This window comes from Acinetobacter sp. LT1 (assembly GCF_059800965.1).
Genome location: NZ_JBBAXE010000004.1, coordinates 173,358 through 192,743, shown reverse-complemented (window position 1 = coordinate 192,743; position 19,386 = coordinate 173,358). Strand labels below are relative to the sequence as shown.

Sequence of the window (19,386 nt, the reverse complement as noted above, 5' to 3'; positions counted from 1 at the left end):
CATTTTTAATAAATACAAAATAGACATCGGCACAAAGCGGCAAAGCAAAGTTAGCTGAAACGTTTTTTCAGCAGCAATCCGAGTAACGACGATGTGGACTAAACGCACGCTTGATTACGGCCGAACCTGAAGAATCGCTGAGCGATCGGGGCGCAAGAAATGGTCCTCTCTATGGACAGCGTGCGCTTACAATGAATAGAACAGAATGTTCAGGTAATGAACGGAAATTTAAGTGCGTGGGCGGATTATAGCAGAAAGAAATTAAAAGTCATGTGTTTTAATCAACTTTCTTCATATTTATTGAACTAACTAAAATTTACCAATTACTTAAAAAATAAAACCCTCTGATAATAGAGGGTTTTATTTATTAATAATTAAATTATTTTGCAGCTTGACCCCAAGCTGGAACTACAGTTTGCATTAAAGGTTTTAGCATTTTGAGTGAACTTGCAAGCACTTGACCGTTTTCAAGAGACTCATTACCACCACGTGCGTCAACCACTACACCGCCCGCTTCTTTAATAATAAGCTCACCAGCAGCGATATCCCATGGTTTTAAACCAAGTTCAAAGAAACCATCAAAACGACCAGCAGCAACATATGCTAAATCTAGAGCAGCTGAACCACCACGACGAATTTGTGCGCCTGCTTGAGTCACAGCTAATAACGAAGCAAAGTGTTGTTCTGCATAAGATACGATCTCACCAGCACGTTTAGCACGGTAAGGATGGCCTACTGCCAAGAATGTATTTTCTAAAGTATCTTTTACATTTACACGGATACGGCGTTGGTTCATAACTGCACCGCGACCGCGACTTGCAGAGAATAATTCGTCACGTACTGGGTCGTAGATTACGCCGTGTTGAGTAACGCCTTTATGCTGAACTGCAATAGAAATACAGAAATGAGGGAAACCATTAATAAAGTTTTGCGTGCCATCAAGCGGGTCGATTACCCAGCACCAGTCTGCATCGTGGCCTTTGCCTTCTTGCAAACCGAACTCTTCACCTAAGAAGCTATGGTTTTTATAACTTTTACGTAATGTATCAATCGTCAATTGTTCCAAATAACGATCTACACGTGTTACTGGGCCATCAATGCCTTTCTCTTCAACTTGCAAATCGAGTTTATGACGATTTTGATGCGCTTTTAAAAGCTCTTGACCAACTGTTTGAGCCGCACGCGCAGCCATAACCACCATAGGTTCCATTGAACACCCACTACAATACAAATTTGAAGATTTTGACAAAGAATAATGCATAAAAGCGCATACATTTTAGCAAATGAATGCGCTTTATGGGAAAAAATGTTTCAAAAATTTTATTAAAGGCTTAAACCACTTGATTTAGCTTAAGCCAAGCTCGTTCAATTGAGCTCAAAATACCTTTAGCATCTAGCCCACAGTCTTGCAGCATTTGACCATGTGACGCTTGCTGCAAGAACAAATCTGGCAGACCTAAATTAATGATAGGTTTAACAATTTGTTCTTGTGCCATGAACTCATTTACTGCACTGCCTGCACCACCCATAATTGCGTGTTCTTCAACAGTTACAAATAATTGTGTATGTTCAGCCAAATCACGAATAATTTTTTCATCAAGTGGTTTCACAAAACGCATATTTACAACACGCACACCAACATCATGTTTTTGTGCAAACTGCTCAGCAGCTTCTATGGCAACCATAACGCGACTACCAAACGCTAAAATCGTAATCTGCTCATCACAAGCAGATTTAATTTCAGCAACTACTTCTGCCTTACCTAACTCAATAGCAGTTAGCTCTTGCTGAATTTCAACGCCTACCCCAGCACCGCGAGGATAACGTACTGCTGCTGGTCCATTATAAGCATAAGCGGTATGTAGCATTTGACGGCATTCATTTTCATCTTTTGGTGCCATGATGACCATGTTCGGAACTGTACGCATATATGCATAGTCATATGCACCTGCGTGAGTTGGTCCATCTTCACCCACCAAACCAGCACGATCAATCCCGAAAGTTACATCAAGATTTTGTAATGCGACATCATGAATAAGTTGATCATAACCACGTTGCAAAAATGTTGAATAAATCGCAACAACAGGTTTTAAACCTTCACACGCCATTCCCGCTGCAAGTGTTACTGCATGCTGTTCGGCAATTGCAACATCGAAGAAACGTTTTGGAAATTCTTTAGCAAACTTAACCATGCCCGAGCCTTCACACATGGCCGGGGTAATCGCTAATAAACGTTCATCCTGTGCAGCTTCGTCACACAACCATTGACCAAATACATCAGAATATTTTGGCGGTGTTTTACCTGCTGAAGTCGCATTAATTTTGCCAATTGCATGATAGGTAATTGGGTCAGCTTCTGCCGGAGTAAAACCTTTACCTTTTTTAGTATAGACGTGGACTAAGCGTGGACCTTTACGTTTTTTCAAAGCATTAAATACTTGAACGAGTTGATTTACATCATGTCCGTCGAAAGGACCGAAGTAATCAAAACCAATCGCTTTAAATAAATTATCGGCCGCATCTGTTGCCGATTGATGTAAACGAGAGTTGTACGTCCATTTCGGATGTGGCTGTACATACGCCTCGCCATGTTCATCGACATTAACTAAATGGCCTTTTTCCCAAATTGCAGCTAAATGCTTAGCAAAACCACCTGTACTGCAAGAAATCGACATGTCATTGTCATTAAGTACAACAATTAAATCGGCATCGTGTGCCACAGCATCGTTCATGGCTTCAAATGCCATACCTGCTGTCATTGCGCCATCACCCACAATACAAACGACTTCACATGGGTCATTTTGATAGCGACGTGCTAAAGACATTCCTAAACCTGCTGAAATTGCAGTTGATGAATGCCCTACACCAAAAGTATCAAAAACTGATTCTTCTCTAGCTGGAAATGCTGCTAAACCGTTCTTAGCACGGATTGTTGTCATTTGCTCACGGCGACCAGTCAAGACTTTGTGTGGATACGCCTGATGTCCTACATCCCAAACTAATCGGTCATTTGGAGTATTAAAGCAATAATGCAGCGCAACCGTCAGCTCAACCACGCCGAGGTTAGCACCGAAATGGCCACCACTCTGGCCTGCTGCATATAAAATATATTGACGCAACTCATCAGCCACTTGAACCAATTGGCTATGCTCGAGCTGACGTAATTGTTGAGGATGATCAATTGCATCTAACAATGGCGTAACAGGGCGTTGAGTTGGAATTTCGGTATACAACATATGTGGCAAAGCCTTTATAAGCCTGGCAAATCCTAAGCTGGGTCAAAATGGGTCGATCATACAATCGAATGAAGTCACCTTCAATCAGCCACATTTGCGAACGAGGTCATGCAAAGCAGTCTCTCATACAGTATGGGTATGGTTGGCAGATTATCCTGAATAATCTGACTATTTATCAACTATTATCGTCTTCTTTATACAAAAAAGAAAACCTTAGTGCTCAAAATGATTATGACAATTCGACCAATCTCCCAGCATTACGCTATACTTTAAACCGTTTTCGGTTAAAAGATGAGTTAATCTGTGCCTATAGAGTTCATTGCAACATCAAAACTCCCGACCGCTTTTGGTGAATTCAATATTTCTGTGTTTCAAGATCCAGTATCAGGTGAAGAACATGTGGCACTTTCTAAAGGGTTAGAAAATCCACCCACAGGCCCTGTTTTAGTACGTGTTCATTCAGAATGCTTAACAGGTGATGCTTTTGCGTCATTAAAATGTGACTGCGGCCCTCAATTACAGGCAACTCAAAAGCTCATTAACGAAGCAGGTCAAGGCGTTATTTTATATTTACGTCAAGAAGGACGTGGTATTGGGCTTACAAATAAAATTCGTGCGTATGCCTTACAAGATCAAGGTCATGACACGGTAGATGCAAATTTACTTTTAAATTTGCCAGCTGATGCACGCCGTTATGACATGTGTAGCATTATGCTTGATCATTTAAAAGTAAAAGAAGTTAAGTTAATTACTAACAATCCTTTGAAAATTCAGGCACTCAAGGATCAAGGTATTAATGTGGTTGGTCGTGTTCCATTAACGGTTGGACGTAACCCTTTTAATGAACAATATTTGAAAACTAAACGGGAACGTATGGATCACCTTTATCAAAAAGATGATTTCTAAAACAAAATTATAAATTTAAAAATAATTGGAAGGGATTTTTAAGACATTTCTTAAAAATCCCTTACTTTTTTTATGGTTTTGTGTTTTGATGTATCTATCTCCTATCTCAATCATCTTTGAGGGTCACTATGCAACATCCGACTTCAACAGATATTCAACGTGTCCGCGAATTTCTCCTCGATTTACAAGCTCGTATTTGTACTGGTTTAGAACAACAAGAAAAAGCTGGCGGTGGTACGAGTGAATTTATTATTGATGATTGGGAACGTCCAGAAGGTGGTGGCGGTCGTTCACGAGTTTTACAAAATGGCACCGTGATTGAAAAAGGTGGTGTGATGTTTTCTCACATCAACATTAGTAAACTGCCCGCTTCTGCTACAGAAAGACATCCTCAAATTGCTGGTGCTAAAGCACAAGCGCTTGGTGTGTCATTAGTGATTCACCCTAAAAACCCAAATATTCCAACTTCTCATGCCAATGTACGTTTATTCGTTGCAGAACGTGAAGGACAAGACCCAATTTGGTGGTTTGGTGGTGGTTTTGACTTAACACCGTTCTATCCAGATGAACAGGATGTTATCGATTGGCATCAAGTCGCACATGACCTATGCCAGCCTTTTGGCGACAAGGTCTACGCTGAACATAAAAAATGGTGTGATGACTATTTCTATCTAAAACATCGAGATGAACAGCGTGGTGTCGGTGGTTTATTCTTTGATGATTTAAATTGCTGGGATTTCGAAACCTGCTTTAAATATATTCAAGCTGTAGGGAATGGTTATTTAAATGCCATTCTGCCAATTTTTGAAAAACACCGTGAACAGCCTTATACCGAAGCTCAACGAGAGTTCCAGCTTTACCGTCGTGGTCGCTATGTCGAATATAACTTAGTGTATGACCGCGGAACATTGTTTGGCTTACAAACAGGTGGACGTATCGAATCTATTTTAGTCAGCCTGCCTAATCTTGCAGCTTGGTCATATCGTCCAGAATGGGATGAAGACTCACCAGAGAAACGTTTAACCGACTATTACTTAAAACCTCGTGACTGGTTAAACCTAAAAGAAAAAGTCGCTTAATTTTTTGCTTTTTGGAGATTCTTTGGCTTCCACCCTAAAGAATCTCCTTTTTTATTTTCAATTTTCTGAATCTCATTCAAATATTTTTTCTTATTAAAATTTGGCTTATAGTGAGGCCTGCTGAAAATTCAGTACAGACTTTATCTGCCTCATGCCATTTTAAAATTTTGGATATAAGAATGACCAAACAGTTTGCAGTAATTGGCAACCCAATCGAACAATCACGCTCTCCTGAATTGCATCATGCTTTCGCTCAAAAAACAGGTATTGACCTAGACTACCAAAAACGTCTTGCCCCTCTTGATGATTTTGAGCCGAGTATGCGTAGTTTCTTTGAAAATGGTGGGAGTGGCATGAACGTTACCGTGCCGTTTAAAGAACAGGCATTTGCTTTGTGTGATGTGCTGACTGAACGTGCTCAAATTGCCAAAGCTGTAAATACACTTTGGATGGAAGATGGCAAATTGCATGGTGACAATACAGATGGCCAAGGCTTAGTTGCCGCAATTCAAGCTTTAGATTGGAACTTAGAAAATACAGCTATTTTAATTTTAGGGGCTGGTGGTGCAACTCGTGGTGTTATTTACCCGCTTGTTCAGGCTGGTGCTAAAAAGATTGTGATTGCAAACCGAACTCTTGCTCGTGCTGAACAACTTGTAGATGACCTAAAAGCGGCAGTTCCTCAAGCTCAATTACAAGCAATTTCTCTAAATGAGTTAGAAGGGAAATTTGATATTGTAATTAATGCAACTTCTGCAAGCCTGTCTGGTGATGCATTACAACTACCTGAAAGTCTAGAGTTCAAATATGCCTTTGAGATGGCCTATGGCAAGCCATCTAGCTTTCTTGATCAAGCTAAACAACGCAATGTGCCTTATGCAGAAGGTTTTGGCATGCTAGTTGGCCAAGCCATTGAAGCCTTCTATATCTGGAATGGCGTAAAGCCAGAATTAAAAGATTTTCTATAAGTCAAAAAAAGAACCTACACGAAGTAGGTTCTTTTTTATTTCATCTATTATTTTTTAGCTGTAACCATCTGCTTATAAACATCTCGGAAAATCTCATAATCAATAAATTCATTATGTTCAGGTTTTAACTTCTGAATTGTTTTTTCCGTAAGTTGCTGTTTGCGAGCAGCGACATAAACTTTACCTAAAATATCAGCTGTTTCTGACAACAAATGTTTTTCTTCATCAGAACTACCATTTTGTTTTTCAAACTCTAATTGATACTGTTTTGAGAAAAGCTGTTCAGGTTGCTTATATTGTTTCTGTAGTTTTTGCCATGCTTCACGCCCAGCTTCACCTTGTATTGTTGTGATCACAATATGGTCCACAGCTCGGCCTAAGTCATTATCAAATTGGTCTTCTTGCTCAAGATGATGCTTTTTCTGCAATGCCTCAATACGTTCTAAAGCTTTACCTTGAGGGTTATAAATTTCCTCTTCAGAGAACCAATAAGCATAAACCTCGGCAATTTCTTGCAACTGTTGAACTGAATAATAATTAATATATGACGGTTTTTCGGCAGTCAATTTTGCAATAAACACAGCCTTATATGTTTTGTCATAAGCATGTGTTGCATCATAAGTTTGGTTAGCCAACAGCGCTAGACTCGAATCTAAATCTTGTACATCGCTATGTGCACCAACTGGATGCTCAGAAACATCACTCTGCCCAAGTTTTTCACTAAATCCTTTTACGAAGTTTTCAAATAAAGAACCTTTGCTTGCCTCTGCAACTGATTTAGCTTGTTTAAGCTGCTGCTGATTAATTGGGGTCGCTTTACCATAATTGAGAATTTGCATGTCTGCTTTAATATTAAAGCGATGGTTAAATTCAGCTGGTGTATACGCAATATCATAATCCGCGTTGACTAAACGGCCCTTTTCATCCAGTCCGACATCAATCGCAACCGGATTTCTTTGTTTTGGTAAAGCTTGTTCAATTTCTGCCTTATGCTTGATCCATAGAGCCTTGAATGCCTCATCATCAACAAACTGGTTTTGATCATAAGCAGCAAAAGTTTGTTTCAAGGCAGCTTGACGAGCTTTAATCTGAGTTTTTTCGGTATTTACAGCACTCCGATCAAGCACATCAATACCGTAAATTTGACAGTAATTAATATCACCTAAGGCAACGGAACTTTTTTGAGACTGTAATTCGACACACTGATCTTCTGTAAGTGAAGCCACTTCTTCATCTTGTGTGACTTCTTCAGCATCTGCTACAGCAACATCTTCGGCTTGGGCCGTATCAGAAGCATCCTCTTCGGCTGCCCCAGCTTGAGCTGCACTTGATCGGTCTTCATCACCATATTCAGAATCTAAAGCATTACCGAAATGAGCATTAATAAGTGAATAAAGTTGCTGGCTAACTGCTGCTGCATCTTCTGAAGAAACTTTCTGCCCATCAGCATTACCCTCTTTACTCTTCGCTTCCGAAGCAGCTAATTCAGTTGCTATAGTTTCGGCAATCTTTTCTTCATCAAAACCAAAAACATTTTTTTGCAAATATTTAGCATTGACCTGACTATAGAGCTCTGATTGTAGCAATAACGCTTCAACCGTATCTTTTAAACGAATTTTTTCTACAATTCCCGCTTTACGCTCAGCGTCACTAACTGATAAACGCTGTAAATTTTGTAGTTCAGCCAAACGATAAGATACAGCGCCAGAAGCTTTCGCATATTCAACGAATTTCTGCATATCGACATTCGTAAACAGATTTTTATACTTTGAAAAATCGACATACGCTAAATTATTTTGATTATCTTTATTGACCAGATAAGGCATTAATCCGAAATAGTTAACGTAAAATTTATAATCCTTCAGATCAAGTACCATTGGCAATTTTGCCTGTACCAAAAGTGTCGGCTTTTCATACCTTGCTGTAAGGTTTAAAGACCCCATTTTTTGACGATAATGAACCGAACCATCGTAACTAAATTGAAGATCATTTAATAAATTAATTAATACGGCGTTTACTTTTTCTGAGCGTGATTCACCAGAAATGCCTGAATCCGCTTGCTCATTTGCAATTGCGGCATACAGGGCCTGCTTCTGTTTTTTATTCAAATTAATTTTTTGTTCACGTAAATATTGATCTACTTTTTTTTGCACTGCAGCATCTAGCTGCACTGTTTTTTCTACATTATTTATTTTTTTTGACTGATTTGGATCAACACTAACTTTAAAATGCCCACGATAGTCATAGCTTGGGTATTCATATATTGCATTCATACCCTGAATGACTTTTTGATCTAACTGAGTAGATGCTACCGATGGACGTAGGTTATGCTGCGCACAAGCGGTCAAACCCAAACTAAATAAACATAAACTGAGATATTTTAAATGCATAACCTTTTTTAAAACCTTATCGCTTTATCTTTTTAACAAAACTTGCTAAAAATAAGAAAATTAGTTGTTTTTTCACATAAAAGTATAAGTCCTGAATGTAGCAGAAATTATAATTTCAGGTGTATTTATTTTCGACAAAATTCGCTTTTCTGACATTTCTTTCGGGTGCGATTAACATTGTATTTTTATCATGTGAGTGAATAATCAAATCATCGATACAGATAATCCCACAATGATTCAAAATTAGGATTAAAGCCATGCCAGCATATAAAGCCCCGCTACACGATATCCGCTTCTTAATGAATGAAGTACTAGATTACCCTGCTCACTATAAAACTTTATCAAATGGTGAAAATGCAGATCCAGATACTGTTGATATGATTCTTGAAGGTGCGGCAGATTATTGTGAAAACGTATTGTCGCCACTTAACCAATCTGGTGATGAAGAAGGTTGCCATTTTGACAACGGCGAAGTAACTACTCCTAAAGGCTTTAAAGAAGCTTATGACCAATTCGTAATGGGCGGTTGGCAAGGTCTTTCTTACCCAGAAGAATTTGGTGGTCAAGGCCTTCCAATGTCTTTAAACCTGATTAAATCAGAAATGATGGGTACTGCAAACTGGTCATTTACCATGTACCCAGGTTTAAGTTCTGGTTGTATGAACACTATTTTGCAATTCGGTACTGATGAGCAAAAACAAACATATATGCCTAAGCTTGTTGAAGGCACTTGGAGCGGCACAATGTGCTTAACCGAACCTCAATGTGGTACAGACTTAGGTCAGGTAAAAACTAAAGCTGAACCTCAAGCAGACGGTAGTTACAAAATCACCGGTACAAAAATCTTCATTTCTGCCGGTGAACATGATTTAACTGAAAACATCATTCACATCGTACTTGCACGCCTTCCGGATGCACCTGCTGGTACTCGCGGTATATCATTATTCATCGTACCAAAATTCATGCCTACAGCTGATGGCGGTGTTGGTGAGCGTAATACAGTCGCTTGTGGTTCAATCGAACACAAAATGGGGATCCGCGCATCTGCAACTGCGGTACTCAACTTTGATAATGCAACTGGTTATTTAATCGGTGAAGTGAACAAAGGCCTACATGCAATGTTTACCTTCATGAATACAGCACGTATTGGTACTGCTGTTCAAGGTATTGCACACGCTGAGTTATCTTTCCAAGGCGCATTACCATATGCCAAAGATCGTATGTCAATGCGTGCGCTTTCTGGTAAAAAAGATCCAGATAAAGTTGCTGATGCAATCATTCACCATGCAGACGTACGCCGTATGTTATTAACTCAAAAAGCAATCGCTGAAGGCGGTCGCTCTATGATTTATTACGCTGCTCAAATCGCTGACAAAATGACAGACGCTTTAGCACGTGGCGACCAAGCTGCTTTTGAAGACTACGATGATAAACTTGGTTTCTATACACCAATTTTAAAAGGTTTCTTAACTGAACTTGGTTTAGAAGCTGCTAACCATGGTATGCAAGTTTACGGTGGCCATGGCTACATTAAAGAATGGGGTATGGAGCAAATCGCACGTGATGCACGTATTGCGACCTTGTATGAAGGAACAACTGGTGTTCAAGCACTCGACTTGATTGGTCGTAAAGTGTTGTTAAGTTCAAAAGGTAAAGTAGTTCGTGAATACACTGCTGAAATCTTAAAATTCTGTGCTGCACATGCACGTAATAAATATTTACGTCGTTTTGCATGGGACTTAACTAAGCTTTGTGCTCAATGGAACACTTTAACAGTTCGTATCATGCTTGCTGCACGTAAAGACCGCGACATCGTATCTTCTGCTTCTGTAGATTTCTTGATGTTCTCAGGCTACGTGATGATGGCTTATTTCTGGGCTCAACAAGCTGTGGTTGCTTCTGAAAAATTAGAAGCAGGTAACGGCCAAGAAACTGCTGAGTTCTATAAAGCAAAAATCAAAGTTGCTGATTTCTACTTTGACCGTTTATTGCCACGCGCTCAAGGTCATGCAGAATCAATGGTGACTACATCTCGCACATTAACATCATTACCAGTTGAACACTTTAGCTTCGACTACTAATGATTTTTAAGTCATAAAATAAAAAGAGCGCAATTTAATATTGCGCTCTTTTTTATATTTATCGGATATCTATTCTTTAGTTAAAACATAAGCCCGATTTGGAACAAAATAGTTTTGCTCTAAAAATTCACGATTTTTTCCATAGTCGCTATAAAGTAATTTTTCTAAATTTGTGACCAATCTTTTATTTGAATCAATATTAAAATAAAAATTAACTTTAGATAATGGACATTGAATCGTTAACTCACGCTCTTTTTCATCCACTTTCCAATTTAGAGTAGGACATAATTGATTTACAGCGGCACTTTTAGCCCCGTCTTTACTTCCCACACGACCAAAATGAACAACATTCCAATAAGCCGACCCATTTGGTAATAAATTTAAAATGTACTCTGCTTCGCCTGATTCACAATCAGCAAAAGCATCCTCGCATGAAATACGAGTATGATATCGCCCTACATATTGCAATGAGGCTGCGTTTAATTTTTGGGTTTGATCTGAGGTATCTTCAGGTAAGAAAGTTCGTCCAGCGACATAATCCAATGTTTTTATAGATGTACTACTTTTTATTAAGTTTTCTTCATGATTAGAACTAGAACTTGTAGTCGAGTGATCTTTTGAATTGGTATGGTTTATATCGCAAGCACTCAGTGTCATGCACATCGCAGCCACTACAACCACATGCTTAACTGAAAAACGAGACCACTTCAAAGACATATACATTATTCACAGATAACAGCAACAGCTCTATTTACACTTCAAATCAAGTATTAGCTGATTGCCGCTTTAAACTCTTAAGCCCTGAAAAGGTGCATTTTAGTAGATGTTGGTTTCGTTCCTTTCAATCCTTTACATATTTTAACTATTTTACTTTTTAAAGGACTTTAAACCCGTTATTTCATCTCCATATTTTTATTAAGCAAGAGCAATAGCTTCTTGTAACTTTTATCTTTAAGGAGAATTAGATGGCCAGTTCTGGTTTATATCGCTCGAACCGACACAGCATGATCGCCGGTGTAATGGGTGGTATTGCTGAACGTTTTGGTTGGAACGTAACTTTACTACGTGTCATTTTTGTTTTGATCTCAATTATGAGTGCTGCCTTTCCAGGAATTTTAGTTTATCTGGTTTTATGGTTAGTGATTCCGAAAAAACAGCCAGAACATATTGAAGGCTATCGACAATCCGTCCGAACAGTAAATGAAGAACAAGTACGTTAATTCATAACTTTGGTCGCTACGGTTGCATCCCCTAATCAACCGTAGCTTTTTTTATTCTAAAAATTATAACTTTCGATTTAACTGTTGCTGTAATGCAGCAATCATATCTGCACGGCTAATCATTCCTATAAGCTTACGATCTTCAACAACAGGAATGTAATTAAAAGACTTTTCAACAAAGTATGGCACTAAATCTTGAATAGGTTGAGTTGGCAGTACGGTAACCACTCGACGGCTCATAATTTGTTTTACATAATGCTGCCAAGAATTCCTCGGGTGGGCTGCACCTTTAAACCACTCTACGACTTCATATAACGCTAAAGTTCCGACCAAATGGTTTTCTGCATTTACTACAGGTAGGCTCATTAAGTTCACTTGTTTAAACTTATCGAGTGCCTGATGAATATCATCATCTTCATGTAGTTTAATCACATCACGGCTCATAATATCCTGACAGATATATTGATTTACCATACGCTCATTGGCATGCTCCTGAGCTTCTAAAATGATTTTTTCTAAGTCGTATTGGCTAATATCTAAAAGTTCAGTGTGATGGCCTAATGCATACTCAATATCTTTCGGCTGAATTGATACTTTTTGAGTTGGCGTTGGGTCCTTACTTCGCTCATTTAAATGAGCAGTCACTGGATAATGTCGCCCAATCAATCGATTAAAGAAAACAGCAACCCCAAGTAGAAGTAACGAGTTGAGTAAAACTGGATAAAAAATAAAATAAAAGCCTAATTTATGAATTGCAGCACCGCCCAACACAGCCGTAATTGCGACTGCACCACTCGGTGGGTGCAAAGAGTCGGTGGTCATCATTAAAAATATAGCAAAACCCACAGCCACACTAAAAGCCGTGGTTAAATCAGGAATCCACTGTGCACAGGCAACGCCAATTATGCCGGCTAAGGTATTACCAACAATTACATTCCATGGTTGAGCTAAGGGACTAGTCGGCACAGCAAAAAGAAGAACAGATGAGGCACCCATTGGGGCGATGTACCATGCATTAATTCCACCGAGAACATACCAGCTAATTAAGGAGGAAATTGCTAAACCACACAACGCTCCAATACCGCAAAGTAACCGTTCTTTTAAGGGTAAAACCTTAAAATTTGGCTTTAAAATCTGTAACCATTCTCGCTGTATAACACTCACAGTACACCTTAGGGGATATGCCGTCATTTATAACGGGCAAAAGTATACGCCCAAAGCCACATAAAGTGCATTTAAATTATACCTTTCAACAGTAAGAAAACTGGCTGAACTATTTTTTATGATTTTAAAACTTTAATATTCCATAAATTTTTCATTTAAATAGCGCCAATACCGCTTCGGCAAATATTGCACATGAAGTTTTATATTCTGGCGTTCAGTAATATTTACGCTGTTAAAATAATCCTTCCAAAGCTGATCATATAAAACTTCCTGCTCATCAAGCTCAAGCTGAAAGCTTTGACTCATCCCATTTTTTAAATTGCGGTCAACCTCAGAGGCTTCGAGTGAAACTTCATGTATTTCACATAAATCATAATAAAGCCCGAACTTGCGTTGCTCGTCATAAATAAGCCAACGCTGATCTTGATAGCGCCGTTTAAAATGTGGCTGAATAAGCGGTAAAACATTAAAATCAGGACGTACTAAACTTAAAAAAAGCTCATCTTTGGTTTTCTTAAACCGAATAAAAGCTTCCATCCGATGCTTCTCTCGCCCGACCTTTTTCGTCCACTGTGCAATCGCTAAAACACTTGGATTTGAATAATCTTTTTCTATAGAAACATGGCTAGTAAACACATAAATACAGTAATTAAATAAATGCTGATAGGCATCTAAAGATTCAGATAAAGAGGCAAAATAAAATTGTTTTAACGAAGAAGATGAAAGCTTTTTTTGTAGCGCAGACCACACACGCTCAGCATGCTGCTCGTTATTTGCAACCTCAATTTTATCGGCAAATAAGCCATGTTGAGCTGCATCATTCAGATGGAGCCTGACCTGTAATTCTTTAAATTGAAAAGCACGAAACACACAGCTCAGCAACCCAACCATCGAACCATCAAAATAGTAAGCTACTTCATCATTAAACATGACTAAAACCCAAGGCTTAATTGTGGCGAGAGTTGCTGCACATATTTCGAAGATCCCTGCGTTAAAATCTCCTGCCGAACAAAACTTGAGGATAATTCTTTCTGGAATTTTGGACTGTCTTCACAGCGAATAAAGAATTTTGCACGTTGGTAAGCCACGCCTAGTTTTTTAAGTAAATCGATATGAATTTTTCCAAAACGGCGAGCCTGCACAATTTTCTTAGCCGATTTCACGCCAATACCCGGTACACGCAAAATCATTTGGTAATCGGCACGATTTAAATCTACTGGAAACTGTTCAGGATGCCTTAAAGCCCAGCTTAATTTCGGGTCTACATCAAGGTCTAAGTTTGGGTGTTTTTCATTGACGATTTCATTGACTTCAAAACCGTAAAAACGCATCAGCCAATCGCTTTGATAGAGTCGGTTTTCACGAAGCAACGGAGGTGCTGAACCAACGGCGGGCAAGTAATTATTTTCAGTATTAATTGGGATATAACCCGAAAAATAGACACGTTTGAGTTTAAATTCTTTATAGTGCTTGTCTGCCATAAACAAGACATCTTGGTCTGACTCTTGATGGGCCCCCACTACCATTTGTGTGGTCTGCCCTGCTGGCACATATTTCGGCACATGCTTAATGACTTGTCGCTCATCTTTAAGCTGAATGAGCCTGTCACGGACCAAACCTAAATCTTTTTGCACTTCCTGATGTGATTTTTCTGGTGCAAAAGTTTTTAGCCCAATTTCGGTCGGCATCTCTAAATTAATACTCATCCGGTCAGCATATAAACCTGCTTCATGAATCAGTTCAGGCGATGCTCCCGGAATAGTTTTAAGATGAATATAACCATTAAAGTTTTCTTCAAGACGCAACTTCTTTACGACTTGAAGCATACGCTCCATCGTGTGATCTGCCGATTTAAAAATACCCGAGCTTAAAAATAAGCCTTCAATATAATTACGGCGGTAAAAATTAATGGTTAAGTCTACGACCTCTTGCACCGTAAATGCTGCACGCTGGACGTCATTAGAACGACGTGAAACGCAATAGGCGCAGTCAAAAATACAAACATTACTAAATAGAATTTTTAAGAGAGATACACAGCGGCCATCTTCAGTATAGCTATGGCAAATACCCGAATGGCTGGCATCTCCCAAACCTTTATCTTTATTTTTACGGTCACTGCCACTTGATGAACAAGACACATCATATTTAGCAGCATCAGCAAGAATCTGTAGTTTTTCCCGAATGCGATCAGACATATCAAACGACTCATTTATGGCATCGTTTAAAAAATATCATTTTGCATTCTTAAATTTAATCCAGTGAAGTACGCTCGGCGTCATGAGGTGACGTTTAAAATAATCCGTCTTAATTAACGTATTCTTCTAGTTGCTTTACACGCTCGGCATACTCTTGCATTGGGCAATATGAATACATCGGTGAACCAATGTATGAGCCTGTATTATTACACTCCTGATCTACATAAGCTTTCCAAAGTCGCTGAGATTTTAGGATATCTTGGTAACGTTCTGGCTGTTTGTATTCTTCGCTTTGTGTGCGAATTTGATCAATCAGAGCAACTATTTTTTCTTCATAAATCTTTTTAGCTTGTTCAGAACAGCTATGCACAACCATATTGTTAATACTCTCAAGCTGCATTTCTTTAATGGTCTGCTCTACACATTGGTTATACTCGTCTTGCTCATCAGCATCAGTCTGCGCATATAACCATGGACTACAGAAAAGACTGGATAAAACAATAAGTTTGCAGCAAAATTTCAGCATAATTTATTCTCAATTCTATAATTTTTAATATGCTTCAATATAACAAAAAAATGATTATTCGCGCACTTGCGCTAGCCCCCATCCCTTTGTTGAGTATATCTGCCTTAGGAATAATCATCTTCAATACGGAATTTAATCTTTATTCGGTTGCAGTTATTTTTCTAGCCCATTTCTTATTTTATTTACTTTTTTATGGCCTTCTGGTTATTCCTTTCGCATATATCACTTCATATTTTCTCGCGCGTAAAAATCGTTTAAATCTGATAAGTATTTTTATCTGCGCAACTGTCATCTGGATTTTGATTAGCCCTATTACGCGCTTAATTTTTGTCGGTTCATTCCCTTCTCCTTGGTGGCATATTTATAAGATCTATAGTTTTTATCTTATGATTTTATTTACCAGCTTTTGTTACTGGTTAGGCTTGGAATGGCTGAGGCGAAAACAAATCGGCTAAACACATATTCCTGTGATTAAGCCTTTGCCACTCCCCCACAAAATCCTTATACTTAGTGGCAATTTTTCTCATAAATTCGTGGATGCTACATGAGTCGCGCCATCTCGCACATTGATACATTTCAGGGCTTAATTCTTGCCCTACAAAACTATTGGGCCGAACAAGGCTGCGTCGTACTACAACCGTACGACATGGAAATGGGCGCTGGAACATTCCACACCGCAACATTCTTACGCGCTTTAGGGCCTGAAACTTGGAATGCTGCATACGTTCAACCTTCACGTCGTCCAAAAGATGGCCGCTATGGTGAAAACCCGAACCGTTTGCAACACTACTATCAGTTCCAAGTGGTACTTAAGCCAAATCCAGACAATATCCAACAGCTTTATCTCGATTCTTTAAAAGCAATCGGGATTGATACGCTTACTCACGACATTCGTTTCGTAGAAGACAACTGGGAGTCTCCAACGCTAGGTGCTTGGGGCTTAGGTTGGGAAGTTTGGCTTAACGGTATGGAAGTAACTCAGTTCACTTACTTCCAACAAGTCGGTGGTGTTGAATGTTACCCAGTAACAGGTGAAATCACTTACGGTTTAGAACGTCTTGCGATGTACCTACAAGGTGTTGACTCGGTTTATGACCTTGTTTGGACTAAAGGCCAATTCGGCACGGTAACTTACGGCGACGTCTTCCATCAAAATGAAGTTGAGCAATCGACTTATAACTTTGAATACGCTCCAGTTGAAAAACTATTTGAACTGTTTGATTTTTACGAATCAGAAGCAAACCGTTTAATTGAAGCAAAACTTTCTCTTCCTGCTTATGAGCAAGTGGTTAAAGCGTCTCATACCTTTAACTTACTTGATGCACGTGGCGCAATTTCTGTGACTGAGCGTCAACGTTACATTTTACGTGTACGTACTTTAGCGCGTGCTATTGCACAAAGTTATGTACAAGCACGTGCAGAGCTTGGCTTCCCAATGGCAGAACCACACTTGCGTGATGAAGTATTGGCACAGCTAAAAGCACAAGCTGAAAGTGAAGCAGCAAAGGCGGAGAAAAACTAATGAGCAAACATACTGTTTTATTCGAACTTGGCTGTGAAGAGCTTCCACCAAAAAGCTTAAAAACTTTACGTGATGCATTACAGGCAGAAACGGTAAAAGGTTTAAAAGATGCGGGCTTAAACTTCGTATCAATTGAAGCTTATGCAGCCCCACGTCGTTTAGCGCTTAAAATTGTTGATATCGATGCTGCTCAAGCTGATACACAAAAACGTTTTGATGGTCCTGCAGTTCAAGCAGCTTACGATGCGGAAGGCAAACCAACTAAAGCACTTGAAGGCTTTATGCGTGGTCAAGGTATTACTGTAGACCAGCTTTCTACATTCCAAGCAGGTAAAGTTGAAAAAGTTTGCTATTTAAAAGATGTAAAAGGTCAAAGCCTTGATGCTTTACTTCCACAGATTTTACAAACTGCATTAGACAATTTACCAATTGCTAAACGTATGCGTTCTGCTGCAAGCCGTACCGAATTTGTACGTCCGGTTAAATGGGTTCTTTTACTCAAAGATGACCAAATTGTTGACGCGACTATTCAAGATCATAAAGCTGGCAATGTGACTTATGGTCACCGTTTCCATGCACCTGAAGCTGTGACTTTAGCTCATGCAAATGATTACTTAGCTGCTTTAGAAAAAGCTTACGTTGTTGCGAACTTTGAAAAGCGTAAAGCAACTATTCAAGAACAAGTGAAAAAGCTAGCTGATGAAGTGAACGCAACTGCAATTGTTCCAGCTGACTTACTTGATGAAGTAACAAGCCTCGTTGAATGGCCAGTTGCTCTTCGTGCAAACTTTGAAGAGCGCTTCCTTGCTGTTCCTCAAGAAGCACTCATTACGACGATGCAAGACAACCAGAAATATTTCTGCTTGATCAATAGCGAAGGTAAATTACAGCCTTATTTCATTACTGTTTCAAACATTGAGTCTAAAGATCCGACTCAAATTATTGAAGGTAACGAAAAAGTTGTTCGCCCTCGTTTGTCTGATGCTGAGTTCTTCTTCTTACAAGATCAAAAGCAACCGCTTGCATCTCGTAAAGAAAAATTAGCAAACATGGTATTCCAAGCACAACTCGGTACGCTTTGGGACAAATCAACACGTATTGCAAAACTTGCTGTTGCATTATCTTCAATCACTGGTGCAAACCCAGCCGATGCTGAAAAAGCTGCATTACTTGCTAAATGCGACTTAACCTCTGAGCTTGTTGGTGAATTCCCAGAACTTCAAGGTATTGCAGGTACTTACTACGCGCGTATTGAAGGTGAAAACACTGAAGTTTCTGAAGCTTTAGGTGAGCAATATTTACCAAAATTTGCTGGCGATGTTTTACCAAAAACCAAAACAGGTACAACCATTGCTCTTGCTGACCGTTTAGATACGCTGGTTGGTATTTTCGGTATTGGACAAGCGCCTACAGGTTCTAAAGACCCGTTTGCTCTTCGTCGTTCAGCAATTGGTATCTTACGTTTAATCATTGAAAATGAATTAGATGTAACGATTGAAGAATTAGTGAATCTTGCACTTCAAGGTTATGGCGATATCGTTAAAGACCACGATAAAACTCGTGCTGATGCTGTTGCATTCTTGGAAGGTCGTTACCGTGCTAAGTACGAAGACCAAGGTGTTGCTGTTGACGTACTTCAAGCCGTTCAAGCTCTTGCACCAAAATCTCCACTTGATTTTGACAAGCGTGTAAATGCTGTTAACCACTTCCGTACACTACCTGAAGCTGCTGCACTTGCTGCTGCGAACAAACGTGTTGCTAATATTCTTGCCAAAGAAGCAACACCTGAAGGTTCTGTAGTTGAAGCGAACTTAGTTGAAGACGCTGAAAAAGCATTATTTGCTGAGCTTCAAGCAGTGACACCTGTGGTTGAGCCATTACTTGCAGCAAAAGACTACACTGCTGCCCTTTCTAAGCTTGCAGCACTTCGCGCGCCGATTGATGCATTCTTTGATGGCGTAATGGTAATGGCAGATGATGCTGACCTAAAAGCAAACCGTTTACGTTTATTGGCTCAGTTACGTAACTTGTTTACTGCTGTAGCTGATGTGAGTGTGTTGCAGGGTTAAAATTATATAAAAATTAATTTTTGTATAATT

The 19,386-nt window shown here is 39.3% G+C and carries 16 protein-coding genes; 8 read left to right on the top strand and 8 right to left on the bottom strand.

What is annotated here, in order from left to right; genetic code table 11:
* Nucleotides 1-379 precede the first annotated feature (379 nt).
* Together WBW42_RS05480 and dxs are read right to left on the bottom strand one after the other, a co-directional pair.
* On the bottom strand, nucleotides 380-1,210 hold the full coding sequence (locus WBW42_RS05480) for an inositol monophosphatase family protein (RefSeq protein WP_002117045.1): 831 nt from the start codon (nucleotides 1,208-1,210) through the stop codon (nucleotides 380-382).
* A gap of 121 nt (nucleotides 1,211-1,331) precedes the next feature.
* Nucleotides 1,332-3,236 (bottom strand): 1-deoxy-D-xylulose-5-phosphate synthase, encoded by a 1,905-nt coding sequence (dxs, locus tag WBW42_RS05475; RefSeq protein ID WP_002117085.1) that lies wholly within the window; start codon nucleotides 3,234-3,236, stop codon nucleotides 1,332-1,334.
* 303 nt (nucleotides 3,237-3,539) lie between these two features.
* On the opposite strand from dxs, the gene ribA reads away from it, so the two are divergent.
* The 3 genes from ribA (at nucleotide 3,540) to aroE (ending at nucleotide 6,189) form a co-directional block, all read left to right on the top strand.
* Nucleotides 3,540-4,142, top strand: coding sequence for a GTP cyclohydrolase II (gene ribA, locus WBW42_RS05470; RefSeq protein WP_002116908.1), 603 nt, complete (start codon nucleotides 3,540-3,542; stop codon nucleotides 4,140-4,142).
* 128 nt (nucleotides 4,143-4,270) lie between these two features.
* Nucleotides 4,271-5,221, top strand: a complete 951-nt coding sequence (gene hemF, locus WBW42_RS05465) for an oxygen-dependent coproporphyrinogen oxidase (protein ID WP_032057357.1) — start codon at nucleotides 4,271-4,273, stop codon at nucleotides 5,219-5,221.
* Nucleotides 5,222-5,400: 179 nt separating this feature from the next.
* Nucleotides 5,401-6,189: a shikimate dehydrogenase gene (gene aroE, locus WBW42_RS05460; protein ID WP_017387003.1), complete on the top strand. Its 789-nt coding sequence runs from the start codon at nucleotides 5,401-5,403 to the stop codon at nucleotides 6,187-6,189.
* A gap of 47 nt (nucleotides 6,190-6,236) precedes the next feature.
* On the opposite strand, the gene WBW42_RS05455 is transcribed toward aroE, so the two are convergent.
* Nucleotides 6,237-8,579 (bottom strand): hypothetical protein, encoded by a 2,343-nt coding sequence (locus WBW42_RS05455; protein ID WP_032057355.1) that lies wholly within the window; start codon nucleotides 8,577-8,579, stop codon nucleotides 6,237-6,239.
* Between the two features lie 257 nt (nucleotides 8,580-8,836).
* Here WBW42_RS05455 and WBW42_RS05450 point away from each other — a divergent pair, with 257 nt between their 5' ends.
* Complete coding sequence (locus WBW42_RS05450; protein ID WP_002116803.1) at nucleotides 8,837-10,660, top strand: acyl-CoA dehydrogenase C-terminal domain-containing protein; 1,824 nt, start codon at nucleotides 8,837-8,839, stop codon at nucleotides 10,658-10,660.
* 69 nt (nucleotides 10,661-10,729) lie between these two features.
* Here WBW42_RS05450 and WBW42_RS05445 read toward each other — a convergent pair whose 3' ends face one another.
* The gene (locus WBW42_RS05445) at nucleotides 10,730-11,377 is read right to left on the bottom strand and encodes a hypothetical protein (protein ID WP_078224980.1); all 648 of its coding nucleotides are present in this window, start codon (nucleotides 11,375-11,377) and stop codon (nucleotides 10,730-10,732) included.
* 248 nt (nucleotides 11,378-11,625) lie between these two features.
* On the opposite strand from WBW42_RS05445, the gene WBW42_RS05440 reads away from it, so the two are divergent.
* Nucleotides 11,626-11,880, top strand: a complete 255-nt coding sequence (locus WBW42_RS05440; protein ID WP_002116779.1) for a PspC domain-containing protein — start codon at nucleotides 11,626-11,628, stop codon at nucleotides 11,878-11,880.
* Between the two features lie 63 nt (nucleotides 11,881-11,943).
* Here WBW42_RS05440 and WBW42_RS05435 read toward each other — a convergent pair whose 3' ends face one another.
* From WBW42_RS05435 to WBW42_RS05420, 4 genes are all read right to left on the bottom strand, one after another.
* Nucleotides 11,944-13,044, bottom strand: a complete 1,101-nt coding sequence (locus WBW42_RS05435) for an HPP family protein (RefSeq protein ID WP_498478500.1) — start codon at nucleotides 13,042-13,044, stop codon at nucleotides 11,944-11,946.
* Nucleotides 13,045-13,176: 132 nt separating this feature from the next.
* Entirely contained in the window at nucleotides 13,177-13,974 is a 798-nt protein-coding gene (locus WBW42_RS05430) for a TIGR03915 family putative DNA repair protein (protein ID WP_032057352.1), read from the bottom strand.
* A 2-nt stretch (nucleotides 13,975-13,976) separates the two neighbouring features.
* The gene (locus WBW42_RS05425) at nucleotides 13,977-15,239 is read right to left on the bottom strand and encodes a putative DNA modification/repair radical SAM protein (protein ID WP_032057351.1); all 1,263 of its coding nucleotides are present in this window, start codon (nucleotides 15,237-15,239) and stop codon (nucleotides 13,977-13,979) included.
* Nucleotides 15,240-15,348: 109 nt separating this feature from the next.
* Nucleotides 15,349-15,765 (bottom strand): lysozyme inhibitor LprI family protein, encoded by a 417-nt coding sequence (locus tag WBW42_RS05420; protein ID WP_032057350.1) that lies wholly within the window; start codon nucleotides 15,763-15,765, stop codon nucleotides 15,349-15,351.
* Between the two features lie 29 nt (nucleotides 15,766-15,794).
* Here WBW42_RS05420 and WBW42_RS05415 point away from each other — a divergent pair, with 29 nt between their 5' ends.
* The 3 genes from WBW42_RS05415 (at nucleotide 15,795) to glyS (ending at nucleotide 19,356) form a co-directional block, all read left to right on the top strand.
* A complete protein-coding gene (locus tag WBW42_RS05415) occupies nucleotides 15,795-16,220 on the top strand; it encodes a hypothetical protein (protein WP_080777121.1) in 426 nt (141 codons plus the stop codon).
* Nucleotides 16,221-16,309: 89 nt separating this feature from the next.
* Nucleotides 16,310-17,287: a glycine--tRNA ligase subunit alpha gene (gene glyQ / locus WBW42_RS05410; protein WP_002044989.1), complete on the top strand. Its 978-nt coding sequence runs from the start codon at nucleotides 16,310-16,312 to the stop codon at nucleotides 17,285-17,287.
* Nucleotides 17,287-19,356 (top strand): glycine--tRNA ligase subunit beta, encoded by a 2,070-nt coding sequence (glyS, locus tag WBW42_RS05405; RefSeq protein WP_032057349.1) that lies wholly within the window; start codon nucleotides 17,287-17,289, stop codon nucleotides 19,354-19,356. Before glyQ ends, glyS begins: the two co-directional genes overlap by 1 nt.
* Nucleotides 19,357-19,386: the final 30 nt, after the last annotated feature.